Here is a 17,044-nt window from a genome sequence, read left to right on the forward strand (position 1 = left end):
AGGGAACTCACCCCCCTCCCTAACCCTCCCCCCCAAGGGGGGAGGGAACAAAACCACGAACCCCGGCCACCCACCCATTCAGCCTGGAAAGTCTACTACGGGTCGCGCAACCAAAGCACGACGGGGAAATCGGCAAACGGCTCGGCAACCGGAACGTTGTCGGTGAACGCCCGCGTCGCGCCGGTGAAGGCACACCGCCAGTTGCCGGGCGGGACTGACAATCGGGTGTCACCCCAACCCTCGTCGAGGCGGGCCGTCAGCCGCGGGACGACGACGACCGCCGCCCGGCCGCCGCGGACGCGGGCGAACGCGACGACGTGATCCGCCGCACTTCCTTCGGCGACCAGCGGTTGATATTCACCTTCGGAGAACAATCCGGGGTTGTCCCGCCGCGCGACCAGCGCCCGGTGCGTGACGAACAGCTTGATCCGGCCGTCCGCCATGTTCCCGGTCAAGTCGCGGGCGTTGGCGGCCTGGACCTCGGCGAGCAGCTTCCGGCGACAGTCGTAGTCCACCGGCCGGCGGTTGTCCGGGTCCACGAGGCTGAAGTCCCACAGCTCCGTCCCCTGGTACGTGTCCGGCGCGCCAGGGGCGGTCAGCTTCAGGAGCGTCTGTGCGAGCGAGTTCACCAACCCGAAGCGGGCGACCTTCTCCTGGAACGGCCGGAACTCGGCGAGGAACTCGGCGTTCCCGTCGCGGTCCAGCACCTTCGCGATAAACTCCTTCACGGCCGCGTCGTACTCGGTGTTCGGGTTCACCCAGCTCGACCGCACCTTCGCCTCGTGCAGCGCCTTGAAGGCGTAAGCCTGGATGCGCGCCACGAACGCCGCGTACTCGGAATCCGAACACGGTTCCAGCGGCCATGCGCCGACGAGCGTTTGGTACAGGAGGTACTCCTCGTTCGGGTCCGGGGCCGGGCCGTCCTCGAACGTCTGCTTGTGCCGGGCGTTCAGCGCCGCCCACTGCCGCACGGCCCGGCCCCACTCGTCCGGCAGTTCCGTCAGCACGTTCAGCCGCGCCCGCACGTCCTCGCTCCGCTTCGTGTCGTGCGTGGACAGCGGCGACAGCGCGTGCGGCCACTTCGCCGCGCGGTCCGCGTTGAACCGGTGGAACGCCTCGACGGACGTGCCGAACCGGCCGGGGTCGCCGCCGACCTCGTTCAGCGAGACGAGCCGGTTGAACCGGTAGAACAGCGTGTCCTCCAGCCCCTTCGCCATGACCGGGCTGGTCACCTGCTGGAACTTTCCGACGAACCGCCGCTGCTCCGCCTTGTCGTCGTCGGTCGCGCCGTCGGGATATTCCAGCAACAGCATCCGGCGGATGAAGTCGAACAGGGGCCGGCCGGTGAGCGGGTTGCGGGTCGTGGCCCGACGGACGGCGAGGCCGATCATGGCGCGGTCGGTGTCGTGGACGGCGTCCGCGATGTACGACCGGTAGACCGGGAAGCTGGCGATCACCTCCCGCAGCGCGTCCCGGAGGCTGTTGAGGGTGAAGTCCCGCGACCGCCGCCCCTTCTGCGCCAGCCGGTCGAGCTGCCGGGCGAGGGTGTGCAGTTCGCTGGCCAGGGCCGTCTGAAGGATAAGCCGCTTGCACCGGTAGACCATCTCCTTGAACCGGACCGACTCGTCCGTCCACTCGCGGTACAGTTGCGAGAACGCGGCCTCGGCCGTGCGGTCCACGAACAGGCCGTTCACCACGTTCAGGAACTCGTACCCGCTCGTGCCGTGGACCGGCCAGTCGTCCGGCAGCGGCTCGGTCGCGCCGAGGATTTTCTCCGCGACGGCGTACAGCGGCTTCCCGCCGCCGTCGAGGACCGCGTCGATCCCCTGCCCCACCTCGTCCGCGACCGCCTTCCAGTCGCCGTCGAACCCCTGCCGCGCGAGGTGGCAGAGGTAGCTCTTTTGCAACCGGCGGAAGTACTGCTTCGGGTCGAACAGGCCGTCCGGGTGGTCGATCCGCACGCCGTCGATCTTGCCTTCGGTCAGCAGCCGGAACACGAGGTCGTGGGCGGCGTCGAACACCTCCGGCCGCTCGATGCTGAGGGCGGCGAGGTCGTTGATGTCGAAGAACCGGCGGTAGTTGATCTCGTCGCTGGCGACCTGCCAGAACGCGAGCCGGTAACACTGACGTTGCAGCAGCTCGTCCAGTCGGTCGAAGCTCCGCGGGTCGGCCGGGTCGCCGTTGATGGCGGCGACGTTCCGTTCGACAAACGCCAGCACCTCCGGCGTGTTCGCCGTGAGGTCGGCCAGCCGCCGCTTGACGATCTCCTTCTCCCGCTGCCGCTCGGCCACCTTCGCCGGGTCGGTCTCCGTGCGGTCCGGCAGGTGGCCGATGGCGGTGAGAATGCTCTGGTACTCCAGGACCGCGGCGTGTTCCGGGCCGAGTTGCTCCTTCAACGCGTCGAGGTCGAAGTCCAGGATGGCGGCGTAACTGCGGGGCGCGAGCGGGAACCGGCGGTCGTGGTACCCGACCCAGAACGCGCCGCCGTCGAACAGCACACGCAGCTGGCCGGCCTCTAGCGTCTCGCCGTAGGTCGCGCCGAGGACCGGGAGCAGGACGCGGTTCTGGTGCTCCGGCCGGGCCGGGGCCAGCCACGCGATGTCGAAGTGCTCCGCGAACCGCGACGCCGGGCCGTTCTCCAGCACGTCCGTCCACCACGGGTTGTCGTTCGTCGCCACCCCCATGTGGTTCGGCACGATGTCGAGGATTTGCCGCAGGCCGTGCTCGTGTAGCGCGGCGACGAACGCCTCGTAGTCCTCGGGGCTGCCGATCTCCGGGTTCAGCGCCCGGTGGTCTACGATGTCGTACCCGTGGGTGCTGCCCTGCCTTGCCCTCATGTACGGGGACGAATAAACGTGCGTCACGCCGAGGTCGCGGAGGTACGGGGCGAGGGCGGCGGCGTCCCGGAACGTGAACCCGGCGTGGAACTGCAACCGGTACGTGGCCTCCGGCCGCGGGCGGGCCGCGGCCGCCGTTGTCGCCCGCCGGACAAGGTCGTCGATCACGGGAACCCCATTTCGTTGGTGAGACCCAGAGATACAACTGCCGTGCCGAAGCCGGCCGGGGCACGCGATTTGCTTCGGAAGACGCCGCCATGAACCACGCTCGCCGCTACCCGATCGGGGCCGAACTCACCGCCGACGCCGCGACCCACTTCCGGGTGTGGGCACCGGACCGCAAGGCCGTTACCCTTCATTTCGATGATCGAACCCTGGCGATGGGGGCGGAAGGGAATGGCTACTTCTCATTACTAGTCCCCCGCGCCCCGGCCGGAACCCGCTATCGGTTCGGCCTCGACGGCGACGGGCCGTTCCCGGACCCGATGTCGCGGTTCCAACCCGAGGGGCCTCACGGATCGTCGGAGGTCGTCGATCCGTTCGAATTCCGCTGGACCGATTCCAACTGGAAGGGCGTCAAACTCGAAGGCCAGGTGCTGTACGAGCTGCACGTCGGCACGTTCACGCCGGCGGGGACGTGGGCGGCGGCCCAGGAACAGTTGAAGGAGTTGGCCGACGCGGGCATCACCTGTCTCGAAGTGATGCCGGTCAACGACTTCTGCGGGAACTTCGGCTGGGGCTACGACGGCGTCAACCCGTTCGCCCCGACGCGGCTGTACGGGTCGCCCGATGATTTCCGCCGCTTCGTGGACGCGGCCCACGCCCTCGGCCTCGGCGTGATTCTCGACGTGGTCTACAACCACCTCGGCCCGGACGGGAACTACCTCGGCCAGTTCGCGAAGGACTACTTCACCGACCGGCACAAGACCGACTGGGGCGCGGCCATCAACTTCGACGGCCCGAACAGCGGCCCGGTCCGGGAATACTTCGTCGCGAACGCGGCGTACTGGATCGACGAGTTCCACCTGGACGGCCTGCGGCTCGATGCGACGCAGAACGTCTACGACGACGCCCCGCCGAACGAGCACATCCTCGCGGACATCGGCCGCGCGGTAAGGAAAGCTGCGAAGGGGCGGGCCACGATCGTCGTCAACGAGAACGAGGTGCAGCACTCCGAGTTGTGCCGGCCGCTCGACCGCGGCGGGTACGGCCTCGACGCGCTGTGGAACGACGACTACCACCATTCCGCGCTCGTCGCCCTCACCGGCCGACGGGAGGCGTACTACAAGGACTACCGCGGCGACCCGCAGGAGTTCGTGTCGGCCGCGAAGTACGGCTACCTCTACCAGGGCCAGTGGTATTCGTGGCAGGAGCAGCGGCGGGGCCGGCCGGGCCTCGACCTGCCGCCCGCGGCGTTCATCAACTTCCTGGAGAACCACGACCAGGTCGCGAACTCGGCCCTCGGCCTGCGGGTCCACCAGCGGACCAGCCCCGGCCGGTACCGCGCCCTGCACGCGCTGACGCTGCTGCTGCCGGGGACGCCGATGCTGTTCCAGGGGCAGGAGTTCGCGGCCTCGTCGCCGTTCCTGTTCTTCGCGAACCACGTCCCGGAACTCGGCGAGAAGATCGTCGCCGGGCGGGCCGAGTTCCTCGAGCAGTTCGAGAGCCTGAAGGACCCCGACATGCAGGCCCGGTTCGCGTCGCCGATTTCCGAGGAGACGTTCCGGAAGTGCAAGCTCGACTTCCGCGAGCGGGAAACGAACGCCGCGGCGTACCGGCTGACGAAGGACCTGCTCGCCCTGCGGCGGACCGACCCGGCGTTCCGGGCGCAGCGGCCGCGGGGCCTGGACGGGGCCGTCCTCGGCCCGCGGGCGTTCGCCCTGCGGTACTTCCAGCCGGACGGCCGGGACCGGCTGCTCGTCGTGAACCTGGACCGCGAGTTGCCGCTGACCACCTGCCCGGAGCCGCTGCTCGCGCCGCCCGTCGGCCACGCCTGGGAGGTCGCCCTCTCGACGGACGCGCCGGAGTACGGCGGGTCCGGCGTCTACCTGCCGGACACGCCGGACGCCGGGTGGCGGCTGCCCGGCGAGTCCGCGACCGTCCTCCGACCCGTCCCTTCGGAATCGTCACGATGAACGACCCCCACCCCGAACTTCCCACCCGCCTCATCTCCGGCCTCGACCTGTCGCGGCTGCTCGACCGTGAGTGGCTCGTCACCAACGGCCTCGGCGGGTTCGCCTGCGGCACGCTCTGCGGGGCGGCCACCCGCCGCTACCACGGGCTGCTGACGGCCGCGCACCCCGCCCCGCTCGGCCGGCTGATGATGTTCAACCACCTGACCGAGACGTTCCGGTTCGCCGACTGGACGGTCGAGAAGGTCGGCGGCGTCGAGCGGGTCGGCGGCGCGCTGGACGTTCACGGGGCCGACATGCTCAAGGAGTTCCGCCTCGAAGCCGGCCTCCCGGTCTGGCGGTACGAGGCGAAGGGGCACGTCATCGAGAAGCGGCTGTTCATGCCGTACCGCCACAACACCGTCCACCTGATGTACCGGATCGTGTCCGGCCCCGGCCCGGTCCGGTTGAAGCTGCGGCCGTCGGTCCACTTCCGCGACTACGACGCGCCCGTCAGCACGACGATGAACGGGCCGTACACGCTGACGGCGACCGAGGGCCGGTACGAGATCGGCGGCGAGGGCGAGCACGTCCCGAAACTACGGCTGAAGCTCGACGGCGACGGCGCGGCCCTGACGCTCGACGGCGTGCTCGTCCCGGACGTGATGTTCCGCGTCGAGGAGAACCGCGGGTACGAGGGCGTCGGCACGCTCTACAGCCCCGGCCAGTTCCGCGTCAACCTGCTGGCGGGCGAGACCGTCACGCTGAGTGCGTCCACGGAGCCGTGGGACCGGTTCCTCGCGATCCCGGCGGACCAGGTGCTCGCGTCCGAGATCGAGCGGCGGAAGCGGCTCGTCGCGCAGGCGAACCCGGCGTTGCGGTCCGGCTTCGGGGCGGAACTCGTCCTCGCCGCGGACCAGTTCGTCATCACCCCGGCCGGCCGGAACGAGGACATCGCCCGCGCGCAGGCCGCCGGGGACGAGGCCCGCACCGTGATCGCGGGCTACCACTGGTTCACCGACTGGGGCCGGGACACGATGATTAGCCTGGAAGGGCTGACGCTCGTGACCGGCCGGCACGCGGAGGCGCGGTCGATCCTACGGACGTTCGCCGCCCACGTCCGCAACGGCCTGATCCCGAACTACTTCCCGGACGGCGAGAACAAGGGCGTGTACCACACGGCCGACGCGACGCTCTGGTTCTTCCACGCCCTCAGCCGGTACGTGGCCGCCACCGACGACCGCGACACGTTGCGCACGCTGTTGCCGATTTTGAGGAACATCGTTTCCCAGCATGAGGCGGGCTGCGACTTCGGCATCCGCGTCGATCCGAACGACGACCTGCTGACGCAGGGAGCGGAGGGCTATCAACTCACTTGGATGGACGCGAAGGTCGGCGACTGGGTCGTCACGCCGCGGCGGGGCAAGGCGGTCGAGATCAATGCCCTCTGGTTCAACGCGCTCTCCGTGCTCGCCGGGTGGCTGCGGGAGGAGAACGACCCGGAGGTGGCGCGGATCGAGAGGCTAGCGGCCCGGACGCATTCCTCGTTCAACGAGCGCTTTTGGAACCCGGCAACCGGCTGCCTGTTCGACGTGATCGACGGCGAGGGCGGCCACGACCCGGCGTGCCGGCCGAACCAGGTGTTCGCGATCTCGCTGCCGTACCCGGTCTTGCACCCGAGCCGGTGGGCGGCGGTGCTGGACGTAGTGGAGAAGAAGCTGCTCACGCCGGTCGGCCTCCGGTCGCTCGCGGCGGGCCACCCGGACTACAAGTCGAAGTACTACGGCGACCTGCGGGCGCGGGACGCGGCCTACCACCAGGGGACGGTCTGGGGCTGGCTGATCGGGCCGTACATCGACGCCTGGAAGAAGGTTCACAAGGGCGACGCCCGCCCGTTGCTCGCCGGGTTCGAGAGCCACCTGTCGGAGGCGTGCGTCGGCAGCATCAGCGAGGTGTTCGACGCCGACCCGCCGTTCGCCCCGCGGGCGTGCGTCGCCCAGGCATGGAGCGTCGCCGAGGTCGCGCGTTGCCTCGTGCAGTCCGAGTCCTAACTTTGCATTTTTCATTGGTCATTTTGAATTGGTTCGGTCCATTAGAATTTTGAACCAATTCAAAATGACCAATGAAAAATGCAAAATGACAGCCCCCACACCCCCGGTCGCCGATGTTCGATGATCCGCTCTGGTACAAGGACGCCGTCATCTACGAACTGCACGTCCGCGCGTTCCACGACAGCGACGGCGACGGCCTCGGCGACTTCCCCGGCCTCACCCAGAAGCTCGACTACCTCCAGGACCTCGGCGTCACCGCAGTCTGGCTGTTGCCGTTCTACCCGTCGCCGCTGAAGGACGACGGGTACGACATCGCCGACTACATGACCGTCAACCCGCAGTACGGCACGCTCGACGACTTCAAGACGTTCCTCGCCGAGGCCCACCGCCGGGACATGCGGGTCATCACCGAGCTGGTCATCAACCACACGTCCGACCAGCACCCGTGGTTCCAACGGGCGCGCCGCGCGCCGAAGGGGAGCCACGAGCGGAACTTCTACGTCTGGAGCGACACCCCGGACAAATACCCCGGCGTGCCGATCATGTTCCCGGAGTTCGAGCACTCGAACTGGGCGTGGGACCCGGTCGCGCACCAGTACTACTGGCACCGGTTCTACAGCCACCAGCCGGACCTGAACTACGACCACCCGGCCGTGTGGGACGCCATCTTCCCGGTCGTGGACTTCTGGCTCGGCCTCGGCGTGGACGGGATGCGGCTCGACGCCGTGCCGTTCCTGTACGAGCGGGAGGGCACGTCCTGCGAGCACCTGCCGGAGACGCACGCGTTCCTGAAGGCGCTGCGGAAGCACGTCGATGAGCGGTTCCCGAACCGCATGTTCCTCGGCGAGGCGAACGCCTGGCCGGAGGACATGGTCGCGTACTTCGGCGACGGCGACGAGTGCCAGATGGCGTTCCACTTCCCGCTCATGCCGCGGCTGTTCATGGCCGTCCACCAGGAGGACCGGTTCCCGATCACGGACATGTTCGCCCAGACGCCGCCGATCCCGGACGCGGCCCAGTGGTGCCTGTTCCTGCGGAACCACGACGAGATGACGCTCGCGATGGTGACGGACGAGGAGCGGGACTACATGTGGCGGGCGTACACGACCGACCGGCAGGCGAAGCTGTTCCTCGGCATCCGCCACCGGCTCGCGCCGCTCTTGCGGAACGACCGTCGCCGGATCGAGCTGATGAACGCCCTGCTCTTCAGCCTGCCCGGCACGCCGGTCGTCTACTACGGCGACGAGATCGGCATGGGGGACAACATCTACCTCGGCGACCGCAACGGCGTCCGCACGCCGATGCAGTGGAGCGCCGACCGGAACGCCGGGTTCAGCCGGGCCAACCCGCAGCGGCTCTACCTGCCGATCATCATCGACCCGGAGTACCACTACGAGGCGCTCAACGTCGAGGGCCAGCAGAACAACCCCAGCTCCCTGCTCTGGTGGACGAAGCGGCTGATCGCCCTGCGGAAGCGGTTCCGGGCGTTCGGAAGGGGCAGTGTCGAGTTCCTGAAGTGCGACAACGCGAAGGTGCTGGCGTTCGCCCGGCTGTTCGAGGAGGAAGTCATCCTGGTCGTGGTGAACCTGTCGCGGTTCGTGCAGCACGTCGAACTCGACCTGCGGGACGCGGCCGGGCTGGAGCCGCAGGAGTTGTTCGGCGGCACCCGGTTCCCGCCGGTGACGGACCGGCCGTACCCGCTGACGCTCGGCCCGCACGGGTTCTACTGGTTCGCGCTGACGAAGCGGGCGGCGGCGGCCGCGGCCGAGCCGCCGACGGTCCCGACGGTGAAGGTGAAGGACGCCTGGACGGAACTGACCGACGCGACCGCCCAGGACGACCTGGAGCGCGTCCTGCCGGAGTTCCTCCAGTCCCGGCAGCCCGGCGGCGCGAAGGCGGTCATCACCGCCTGCCGCCTCCTGCAATCGTTCCCGATGAAGCTCGGCGAGCGGGACGTGCGGCTGTTGATCGTGAAGGTCGAGTTCCGCAGCGGCGTGCCGGAAACGATCTTCCTGCCGGTCACGTTCCTGCCCGACGACGCGGAGGACGTGCTGTTACGGCCGGCCGAGCAGATGACGGTGGCGGCCGTCCGCGGCCCGCGGCCGGGCCGGCTGATCGACGCGCTGGCGCTGGCCGACTACTCGGCGGCGGTGGTCGCCGCGATGCGGAACAACCGCGTCCTGCCCGTCCCCGGCGGCGGCAGCGTCCGGTGCAAGCGGGACGCGGATGCGGAGGACCTGTTCGAGCCAGAAGAGCGGGAGGACGCCCCGGCCGTGACGTTCAGCGACCGGAACAACCTGTCCGTGCGGTTCGGCCGGCGGCTCATGTTCAAGTCGTTCCGCCGGATCGAGGACGGGATCAACCCGGACCTGGAAATCTCCCAGCACCTGGCGAACGCGCACCCGCCGGTCGCGCCGCTGGCCGGGCACATCGAGTGGCGGCGGCCCGGCGCGGAGCCGGCGACGCTGGCCGTCCTGCACCAGTACGTCCCGAACCAGGGGACGGCGTGGCAGCTCGCGCTCGACCAACTCAGCCTCTTCTACGAGCGGGTCGCGGCGCTGTCGCAGGAGCAGCGGCACCCGCTGCCGCCGGTGCGGCCCCGGTTGGACCCGGTCGTCGAGGACGGGGCCGGGCAACTGCTCGAACTCATGGGCGCGTTCCGGCACTGGGCCGGGCAGCTCGGCCGGACGACGGCCGCGATCCACGCCGCCGTCGGCGCGCCGACGGGCAACCCGGCGTTCGCCCCGGAGCCCTTCTCGAAGACCTACCGCCGGTCCGTCTACCAGACGATGCGGAACGTGACGGCGTTCGTGGCGATCCGCCTCGAACAGGCCCGGCCCGCCCTGCCGGAGGACGTGCGGGAGTTGGCCGAGCGGTTCCTCGCGGCGCGGGAACAGTTGCTCGACCGGTTCCGCGCGTGCCTGGACCCGGCCATCGACGGCCAGCGCATCCGCACGCACGGCGACTACCACCTGGACCAGTTGCTGTTCACCGGCGGCGACTTCGTGCTCATCGACTTCGAGGGGGACAGCGGCCGGCCGATCAGCGACCGGCGGATCAAGCGGTCGCCGCTGCGGGACCTGGCGTCCATGTTCCGGTCGTTCGAGCGGGCCGCGCGGATGGTCCTGTACCGGGCCGACGACCCCCGCGACCAGTCGCTGGGCGTCATCCGGCCGGAGGACGTTCACACGCTGGAGCCGTGGGCCGACGCATGGGTGAACGTGGCCGAGCGGGAGTTCGTGGCGGGCTACCTGGCGACGCCGGGCGTGCCGGCCCTGCTTCCGACGACGCCGCACGGGACGGAGTTGAACCTCGGGCTGCTCATGCTGGAGAAGGCGCTGCTCGAGGTGGACTACTTCCTCACCTGGAAGCCGGCGTGGGCCGCGATCCCGCTCCGGTTCATTTTGAACACCCTGACCTGATTCTGGCCACCACCCGGCCGCGCACACCTTCCGGCTCGCCCCGGCGGGCGCGGCCGGCACTTTTTTCGCCGTCTGGCACGTTGATTGCGACTTCAACTTTCACCTACTGACCAACCGGCCGCCGGGCCGATAATCCCGGCACTTGGGTAGGTTTTTCGATACTTGGAGGGTCGGCCATGCACTCCGTTGTCATCTACCGGTGCCCGGTCACCTGGACGATTTTGGACCACACGGACCACGTCGTGGAAGCCCTCCGCGAGGACGGCGTGGACGCGGTCGTCGCGGACGGCCGGTACAGCGAATTCGACGTGGAAGTCGATCACCGGCTCGTCGTGTACAAGAACGGCGGCCGATTGCCGTCCGTCGAGCAGGTGCGGGTCGCGGTCGAGGACGCGATTTGGGTGTCCCTCCCGGAAGTGTCGGAGCACGAAGCACTGGTCTAACTCGCAACCGGGTTAGACTCGCAGTCACCCGCCGGGCAACCGGCGGGTGATTTTTTTGCGCACCGGCCGTCGCGGTTGAAAGCACCGGCCCGCCGCTACACTATCCCTTCGAGACGCGAACCGCGAAGGGACGACGCCGATGACGAATCAGCCGTGGTGGGTGTACGTGATCGTGGCCGGGCTGGCGTGGGGAACTTACGTTCCCATCATCTTCTACGGCGGGCAGGAACTCGGGAACCCGAAGGCCCCGCTCGGCGGGCGGCTGGCGTCCATCCTGTGCGTCGGCGGGGCGTACTTCGTCATGGCCGTCCTGATCCCGCTCGCCATGATGTCCACCCGCGACGACGCCACGCCGACGTGGAAATCGACCGGCCTCGTGTTCAGCAGCCTGGCCGGGGTGATGGGCGCGGTCGGGGCGATCGCCGTCATCTTCGCGAGCAAGGCGGCCGTCGATCAGGCGAAGGCCGAGCAACTGGCCAACCTCGCGACGTACCGGATTTACATCGCCCCCATGATCTTCTGCCTCGCCCCGCTCATCAACACGCTGCTCAGCCTCGTGTGGCACCCGCAACCCGGCGACCCGTTCCACTTCGGGTTCACCGTCCCGTCGTGGCACCTGCCGGTCGGCATCCTGCTCGTCGCGGCCGGGACGTTCCTCGTGCTGTACTCGAAGGAGGCGGCCGAGGCCGCGAAGCCGCCGGCCCCGAAGCCGCCGGTGACGCAACCGACGGAGGCCGGGTCGTGACGCCGGACGAGGCGGTCGCGCGGCTGACCACGATCCTCGCGCACGCCTGGATGGTGCGGACGTTTCTGAAGCACGCGGACGAGATTCAAGACAGCCCGGAGATGCTCGACGTGCCGCGGACGCTGTACGACACGATCCGGGCCGTGGAACCCGCGTTCCAGCGGGGCGATGTGCCGGAGTACCTGCGGCGGCTGAAGGGGAAGGTCGGGAAGGTCCGCCGGGCGGCGCACTACTTCCGCGACAACTTCCGGGCGTTCTCCCCGCACACCAACTACGAGATGGCGGCCGCGTCCCTACTTGGCGTGGTGCAGCAGCTAGAAGACGTGTTCGCGAACGTGACGATCCCGCCGCCGTTGCCGAAAGCCGCGGCCGACCCGACCGACGACTTAGACATCCCCGACGTGTAACCGGAGAACTTTCGATGGCCTCCCTGCGCCTCGCCCACAACGTCTTCTTCAAGCTGAAGGAATCCACGCCGGCGACCGTGGACGCGCTCGTCGCCGCGTGCCGGAAGTACCTGAACGTGCAGCCCGGCATCGTGTTCTTCGCCGCCGGGCCGCTGTGCAAGGAGTTGGCCCGCGAGGTGAACGATCAGGACTGGGACGTGGGCCTGCACCTCGTGTTCGAGAGCAAGGCCGCCCACGACGCCTACCAGGACGACGCGACGCACAACGTGTTCATCGCCGAGAACAAGGCGACGTGGGCGAAGGTCCGCGTGTTCGATTCCTACGTGTGAGATGTGGAACCCGGAGCGGTAGCGACGGGGTGTCGGATCAGCTCTCACACCCCGTCGCTACCGCTCCGGGTTCCACGGAATTGCTATGAACACCCTCATCCCGCAAGACCTGCCGACCTTCTCCCGGCGGTACAAGTTCGCCGGGGCGCGGCTGCTCCGCGTCAAGCAGGCGTACCGCAAGGGGCAACTCGACATCGAGCTGTTGATGCGGGTGACGCCGACGATCAAGAACCTGAGCGACGAGCCGAAGCCGGTCCGCCTGAAGCTGCGGCTCGTCGCCGTCGAGGAGCTGCGGTTCCAGAAGCGGCCCGGCGGCGTCATCGGCCGCGTCCCGGACGCGCACTTCGGGTACTTCCAGTCGCAGTTCTTCGTGACGCTCGACTCGTGGTCGCTGCAGCCGAACGAGCGGCCCGGCGTCCACGACTTCCGCGGCTCCGACCTCTACTTCGGCTGCCGCGACCTGCTGTGGGAAGAGGCCGCGAAGCCGTCCTGACCTCTCCCGGTCGCCCGTGGACCCAACCGTATATAGCCGCCGGCTTGCCGGCGGGGTTAGCGACTCCCCAACCCCGCCGGCAAGCCGGCGGCTAAATAAACTCGTCTCGACCCTTGATCCACCGGGAACGTCACGCATGGCCACCGACCTCACCCCGCCGGACGCGAGCCGCGTCCTCGACTACATCGAAGCGTTCCGCCGGTCGAAGGCGATGTTCGCCGGCGTCTCGCTCGGCGTCTTCGACGCCCTCGCCGCCGGGCCGAAGGCCGCGAATGATCTCGCGAGTATCATCAAGGCCGACGCCGACACGCTGACCCGACTCTTGAACGCGCTCGTCGGCCTCGGCCTATTGACCCGCGACGGCGACCGGTACGCGAACACCCCGGCCGCGGACGCTTATCTCGTGTCCAGCAGCCCGATGCAGATGACCGGGTACATCCGGTACTCGAACGACGTGATCTGGAAGCTCTGGGCGAACCTCGAGGACGCGGTGCGGGAGGGCACGCACCGGTGGAAGCAGACCTACGGCACGGACGGGCCGATCTTCAACAACTTCTTCCAGACGGACGCCCGCAAGCGCGAGTTCCTGATGGGCATGCACGGGTTCGGCGTCCTCAGTTCGCCGCACGTCGCGAACGCCTTCGACCTGTCGCGGTTCCGGACCGTCGCCGACCTCGGCGGCGCGACCGGCCACCTGACCATCGCGCTGTGCCAGCGGTGGCCGCAGCTGCGGGGCGTCGTCTTCGACCTGCCGGCCGCCGTGCCGGTGGCGAACGAGGTCGTCGGCCGCTCACCGGTGAAGGACCGCATTCAGGTCGTCACCGGGGACTTCTTCGAGAACGCCCTGCCGCCGGCGGACCTGTACGCCCTCGGCCGCATCCTGCACGACTGGACGGCCGAGAAGTGCGCGACGCTCTTGAAGAAGGTCCACGCCGCGCTGCCGCCCGGCGGCGGCCTCTTGATCGCAGAAAAGATGCTCCACGACGACAAGGCCGGGCCGAGTTGGGCGTCGATGCAGGACCTGAACATGCTGACGTGTACCGAGGGCCGCGAGCGGACGCTCGGCGAGTACGAGCAGTTGCTAAAGGCCGCCGGGTTCGCGGAGGTGACGGGCTGCCGCACTAGCGCGCCGATCGACGCGGTGCTGGCGGTGAAGTAGCGGGGAACTGCTCTGGCGAAGCACTTACGCCCGTTGCTATCTTCCTTTCCATGAACGCGACCCCAGTTCCACGCCTCCTTACGGCCGAAGAGTTCTTCGCCAAGCACGAGGATCATCACGCCGAGTTGGTAGACGGTATTGTCGTCTGGGTGGATACTGTGCCGTCCGTGCGCCACGGGGAACTTTGTGCAAGTATCGCGTGTGAGATCGGTAACTTTGTGATCGACAACGACCTCGGCCGCGTCTGCTCGAACGACACATTCGTCCTTACCCGACGAAACCCGGACTGCGTTCGCGGGCCGGACGTGCTGTTCGTCAGCTTCTCGCGGATGCCGAAGGGGCGGGCACCGAAGGGCCTCTCCGACATCGTGCCCGAACTGGCCGTCGAAGTGATGTCGCCGTCGAACGACTGGTCGAAAATCTTCATCAAGGTCGGTGAGTACCTCCAGGCCGGCGTCCTCGCCGTCGTCGTACTCGACCCCGAGTCGGCGACGGCATCCGTCTACCGCAAGGACGAGCTGCAACAAATCTTCGACAACGGGGACGCCCTCGTCGTCCCCGACGTGCTGCCCGGCTTCGCCGTCCCCGTCAAGAAACTCTTCGGCCTGTAATCACCCCGCCGGCGTCGCGCCGAGGACGATCACGAAGTTCGCCATCAGCTCGCCGACCTTCGAGTCCTTCACCTTCGCGAAGTCCGCCGTCACCGACGCGCGGGCCTTCACGTCCTTGATCCCCATGTAGATGCCGTCCTTCTCGTTCCGCGCCTTCTGGTCCTTCGCGTACAACTGCGTCACCAGCAACTCCTTCTTCCCCTGCTTGACCTTGACGTGGATGTGCGGCGCGCGGCCGGGGTACTCGACCGGCTTGATCGTCCGGAAGTAGTACTCCCCGGTCGAGCCGGTCAGGAACCGGCCGAACCCCTGGAAGTGTTTGTCCTGTTGGTCCTTCTTCCCGTCGCTGTCGCGGGTGTGCAGGTAGACGCCATTCGCGTCGCACTGCCAAATCTCCACGAGCGCGTTCTTGAGCGGGTTCCCCTTCGCGTCCAGCACCTTGCCGGTCAGGTGCGTGACCTCGCCGACGGCCGGGGTGAGGCCGTCGTTCACGACGATCAGGTCGTTGTCGGTGTCGAGCGGCAACTTGTTCGGATAGAACGGGCCTTCCGTCTGCTTCGGCGTGCGGGTCAGTTCCTCGGCGAACACGCCGGGGGTGAACAGGGACAGCCCGCCGAGGGCGGCCGAGCCGAGGAACAACCGCCGGGACACGGGGACGATGTGGGAGGACATGCGAAAACTCCTGGAAGGGGACCGGACCCTGATGAAATAGTAAACGGGAATGAACCGACCATGAGACGTGTTACTAGTCGGTTTCAAACCCCTGGGACCGCGGGCGTCCCGCCCGCCCACCTTCCCAGTATCGGGGACCCGCCTCACGCGGCTGGGGCCGTGGCGGGCGGGACGCCCGCGGTCCCAGGGTCGGGAGTTTACTAACCCTCCAACAGCGCGGCCTTCGCCAACTTCGCGATAACCGCGTCCGCCCCGATCTCGCCGCGGGTCGTGCGACCGTCGAGCCGCGTCAACACGGCCCGCTCGTCCGGCGTCAGCGGGACCGGGCGGTGCAGCCGGTTCGTCACGGTCTCGCCCGCCGTCAGCCGCGCGAGGGGGCAGGCCGTCGGCCGGTCGCCCGGCGTCGCCGCGAACGCCGGCGGCGCGGCCGCGAACAGCCACAGCTCCTCGCTGAACCCCTTCACCAGCACCTTCGCCAACAGCGGCAGGATGGCCGCGTCGCCCACGTCGAACCCGACGACGGCGACTACGTCCGGCCGGAACGCCGCCGCCGGGACGAGCGGCGAATCCGCGGCCCACAGCCGCCGGAGGACGCGGCGGTACAGCGGGTCGCGGACCTCCAACGCCTCGTCGCCGCGGCGGACCGCGTCGAACTCCGTCGCGTCCGGGTCGCCGGGCGGCCCGACCGGCTCGACCCCGGCGTGGACCGAGAACGTCAACACCACGCCCGCGTCCACCTCCTTCGACGGCTCCGCCCCCGCCGGGACGATCAGCGACTCGCGGAAGTACCCGTGGACCCGGTGGTCCAGGTACTGCTCGCACCGGACCAGGTCGTCGTCGGCCGCTTCCAGCGCCCGGCGGTCGTCGCCGAGTTGCGCGAACGAGTTCGTGCCGAACCGCGACTCGGCCAGGAACCGCAGCCCGTGGTCGGCGAGCAGCGCCGCGAACTCGGTGAACAGCATCGGCCGGTTGTGCGGCGTGAGGAACTCGCCGAGGACGTAGTAGTCCGCGGACTTGTCGGCCCGCTCGAACTCGGCCTTCAGGATGCGGGCGGAGGCCACGTCCGGGTCCGGCAGGCCGGCGAGGAACTGCCGCGTCCGCTCCTTGACGACGCGGAGTTGCTCGCGGGGCGGGGCGTCGGGCGGGAGGAACAGCAGCATGATGTCGCGGAGCATCCCGCGGAAGTGCCAGCCGGGGTACGTGTTGAAGCTGACGTACCCGACGCCGTGCGGCGCGAGCCGGCGGCGGTACAGGGTCAACAGCGCCGCCCGCACGTCCGGCGGGACCCACGAGAAGACGCCGTGCGCGATGACGTAGTCGAACTCGCCGAGCGAGTCGTCGAGCGATTCCAGCCCGCCGGCCCGCAGCTCGATGTTCGTCGCGCCGACCTTCGCGGCCATCGCCCGGCCGTGCGCGACCTGCGGTTCCGAGAGATCGACGCCGACGAACCGGGCGTTCGGCAGCGACCGGCTCATGGCGAGCAGGTTGAACCCGGTCCCGCAGCCGACCTCCAGCACCCGGCACGTCTCGACCGGCGGCACGGGCAGGCCCCGCAGCCCGGCGACGGCCGCGACGTGCGCCGGGTGCGTGTGGTAGAACGTCAGGTCGCCGTACAGGATTTCGCCGTCGGGGTCGGCCACGAGGAACCCTCGTCGTTCGCGGGAGATCGGGCGGGTTGGTCCGGAGTACGGGGCCGGGTCGGTTTTGGATTTATTCCCTCCCCCCTTGGGGGGGAGGGTTAGGGAGGGGGGTGAGCTTCCTCCC

Annotated in this window: 13 protein-coding genes; 10 read left to right on the forward strand and 3 right to left on the reverse strand. The window is 68.7% G+C overall.

Features of this window, described 5'->3' with window-relative positions; all coding sequences use genetic code 11:
• Positions 1 to 95 precede the first annotated feature (95 nt).
• Entirely contained in the window at positions 96 to 3,005 is a 2,910-nt protein-coding gene (treY, locus tag AC5JJ2_RS23760) for a malto-oligosyltrehalose synthase (protein WP_495860529.1), read from the reverse strand.
• A gap of 89 nt (positions 3,006 to 3,094) precedes the next feature.
• Here treY and treZ point away from each other — a divergent pair, with 89 nt between their 5' ends.
• The 10 genes from treZ (at position 3,095) to AC5JJ2_RS23810 (ending at position 14,608) form a co-directional block, all read left to right on the forward strand.
• Positions 3,095 to 4,972 carry a malto-oligosyltrehalose trehalohydrolase gene (treZ, locus tag AC5JJ2_RS23765; RefSeq protein ID WP_495860530.1) on the forward strand — a complete coding sequence of 626 codons (1,878 nt, stop codon included), beginning with the start codon at positions 3,095 to 3,097 and terminating at the stop codon, positions 4,970 to 4,972.
• Complete coding sequence (locus tag AC5JJ2_RS23770) at positions 4,969 to 6,999, forward strand: amylo-alpha-1,6-glucosidase (protein WP_495860531.1); 2,031 nt, start codon at positions 4,969 to 4,971, stop codon at positions 6,997 to 6,999. Before treZ ends, AC5JJ2_RS23770 begins: the two co-directional genes overlap by 4 nt.
• A gap of 113 nt (positions 7,000 to 7,112) precedes the next feature.
• On the forward strand, positions 7,113 to 10,421 hold the full coding sequence (gene treS, locus AC5JJ2_RS23775) for a maltose alpha-D-glucosyltransferase (protein WP_495860532.1): 3,309 nt from the start codon (positions 7,113 to 7,115) through the stop codon (positions 10,419 to 10,421).
• A gap of 176 nt (positions 10,422 to 10,597) precedes the next feature.
• Entirely contained in the window at positions 10,598 to 10,864 is a 267-nt protein-coding gene (locus AC5JJ2_RS23780) for a hypothetical protein (RefSeq protein ID WP_495860533.1), read from the forward strand.
• Between the two features lie 139 nt (positions 10,865 to 11,003).
• Positions 11,004 to 11,609, forward strand: coding sequence for a hypothetical protein (locus AC5JJ2_RS23785; RefSeq protein ID WP_495860534.1), 606 nt, complete (start codon positions 11,004 to 11,006; stop codon positions 11,607 to 11,609).
• On the forward strand, positions 11,606 to 12,016 hold the full coding sequence (locus AC5JJ2_RS23790; RefSeq protein ID WP_495860535.1) for a hypothetical protein: 411 nt from the start codon (positions 11,606 to 11,608) through the stop codon (positions 12,014 to 12,016). The genes AC5JJ2_RS23785 and AC5JJ2_RS23790 overlap by 4 nt, the downstream gene beginning before the upstream one ends.
• Positions 12,017 to 12,030: 14 nt before the next feature.
• Positions 12,031 to 12,345: a Dabb family protein gene (locus AC5JJ2_RS23795; RefSeq protein ID WP_495860536.1), complete on the forward strand. Its 315-nt coding sequence runs from the start codon at positions 12,031 to 12,033 to the stop codon at positions 12,343 to 12,345.
• An 85-nt stretch (positions 12,346 to 12,430) separates the two neighbouring features.
• On the forward strand, positions 12,431 to 12,838 hold the full coding sequence (locus AC5JJ2_RS23800; protein WP_495860537.1) for a hypothetical protein: 408 nt from the start codon (positions 12,431 to 12,433) through the stop codon (positions 12,836 to 12,838).
• Between the two features lie 136 nt (positions 12,839 to 12,974).
• Positions 12,975 to 13,997: a class I SAM-dependent methyltransferase gene (locus AC5JJ2_RS23805; RefSeq protein ID WP_495860538.1), complete on the forward strand. Its 1,023-nt coding sequence runs from the start codon at positions 12,975 to 12,977 to the stop codon at positions 13,995 to 13,997.
• A gap of 50 nt (positions 13,998 to 14,047) precedes the next feature.
• Complete coding sequence (locus AC5JJ2_RS23810) at positions 14,048 to 14,608, forward strand: Uma2 family endonuclease (RefSeq protein ID WP_495860539.1); 561 nt, start codon at positions 14,048 to 14,050, stop codon at positions 14,606 to 14,608.
• On the opposite strand, the gene AC5JJ2_RS23815 is transcribed toward AC5JJ2_RS23810, so the two are convergent.
• Positions 14,609 to 15,280, reverse strand: a complete 672-nt coding sequence (locus tag AC5JJ2_RS23815) for a dioxygenase family protein (RefSeq protein ID WP_495860540.1) — start codon at positions 15,278 to 15,280, stop codon at positions 14,609 to 14,611.
• Between the two features lie 200 nt (positions 15,281 to 15,480).
• Complete coding sequence (locus AC5JJ2_RS23820) at positions 15,481 to 16,920, reverse strand: methyltransferase domain-containing protein (protein ID WP_495860541.1); 1,440 nt, start codon at positions 16,918 to 16,920, stop codon at positions 15,481 to 15,483.
• Positions 16,921 to 17,044 lie beyond the last annotated feature (124 nt).

The sequence above is a fragment of the Limnoglobus sp. genome, assembly GCF_059499385.1.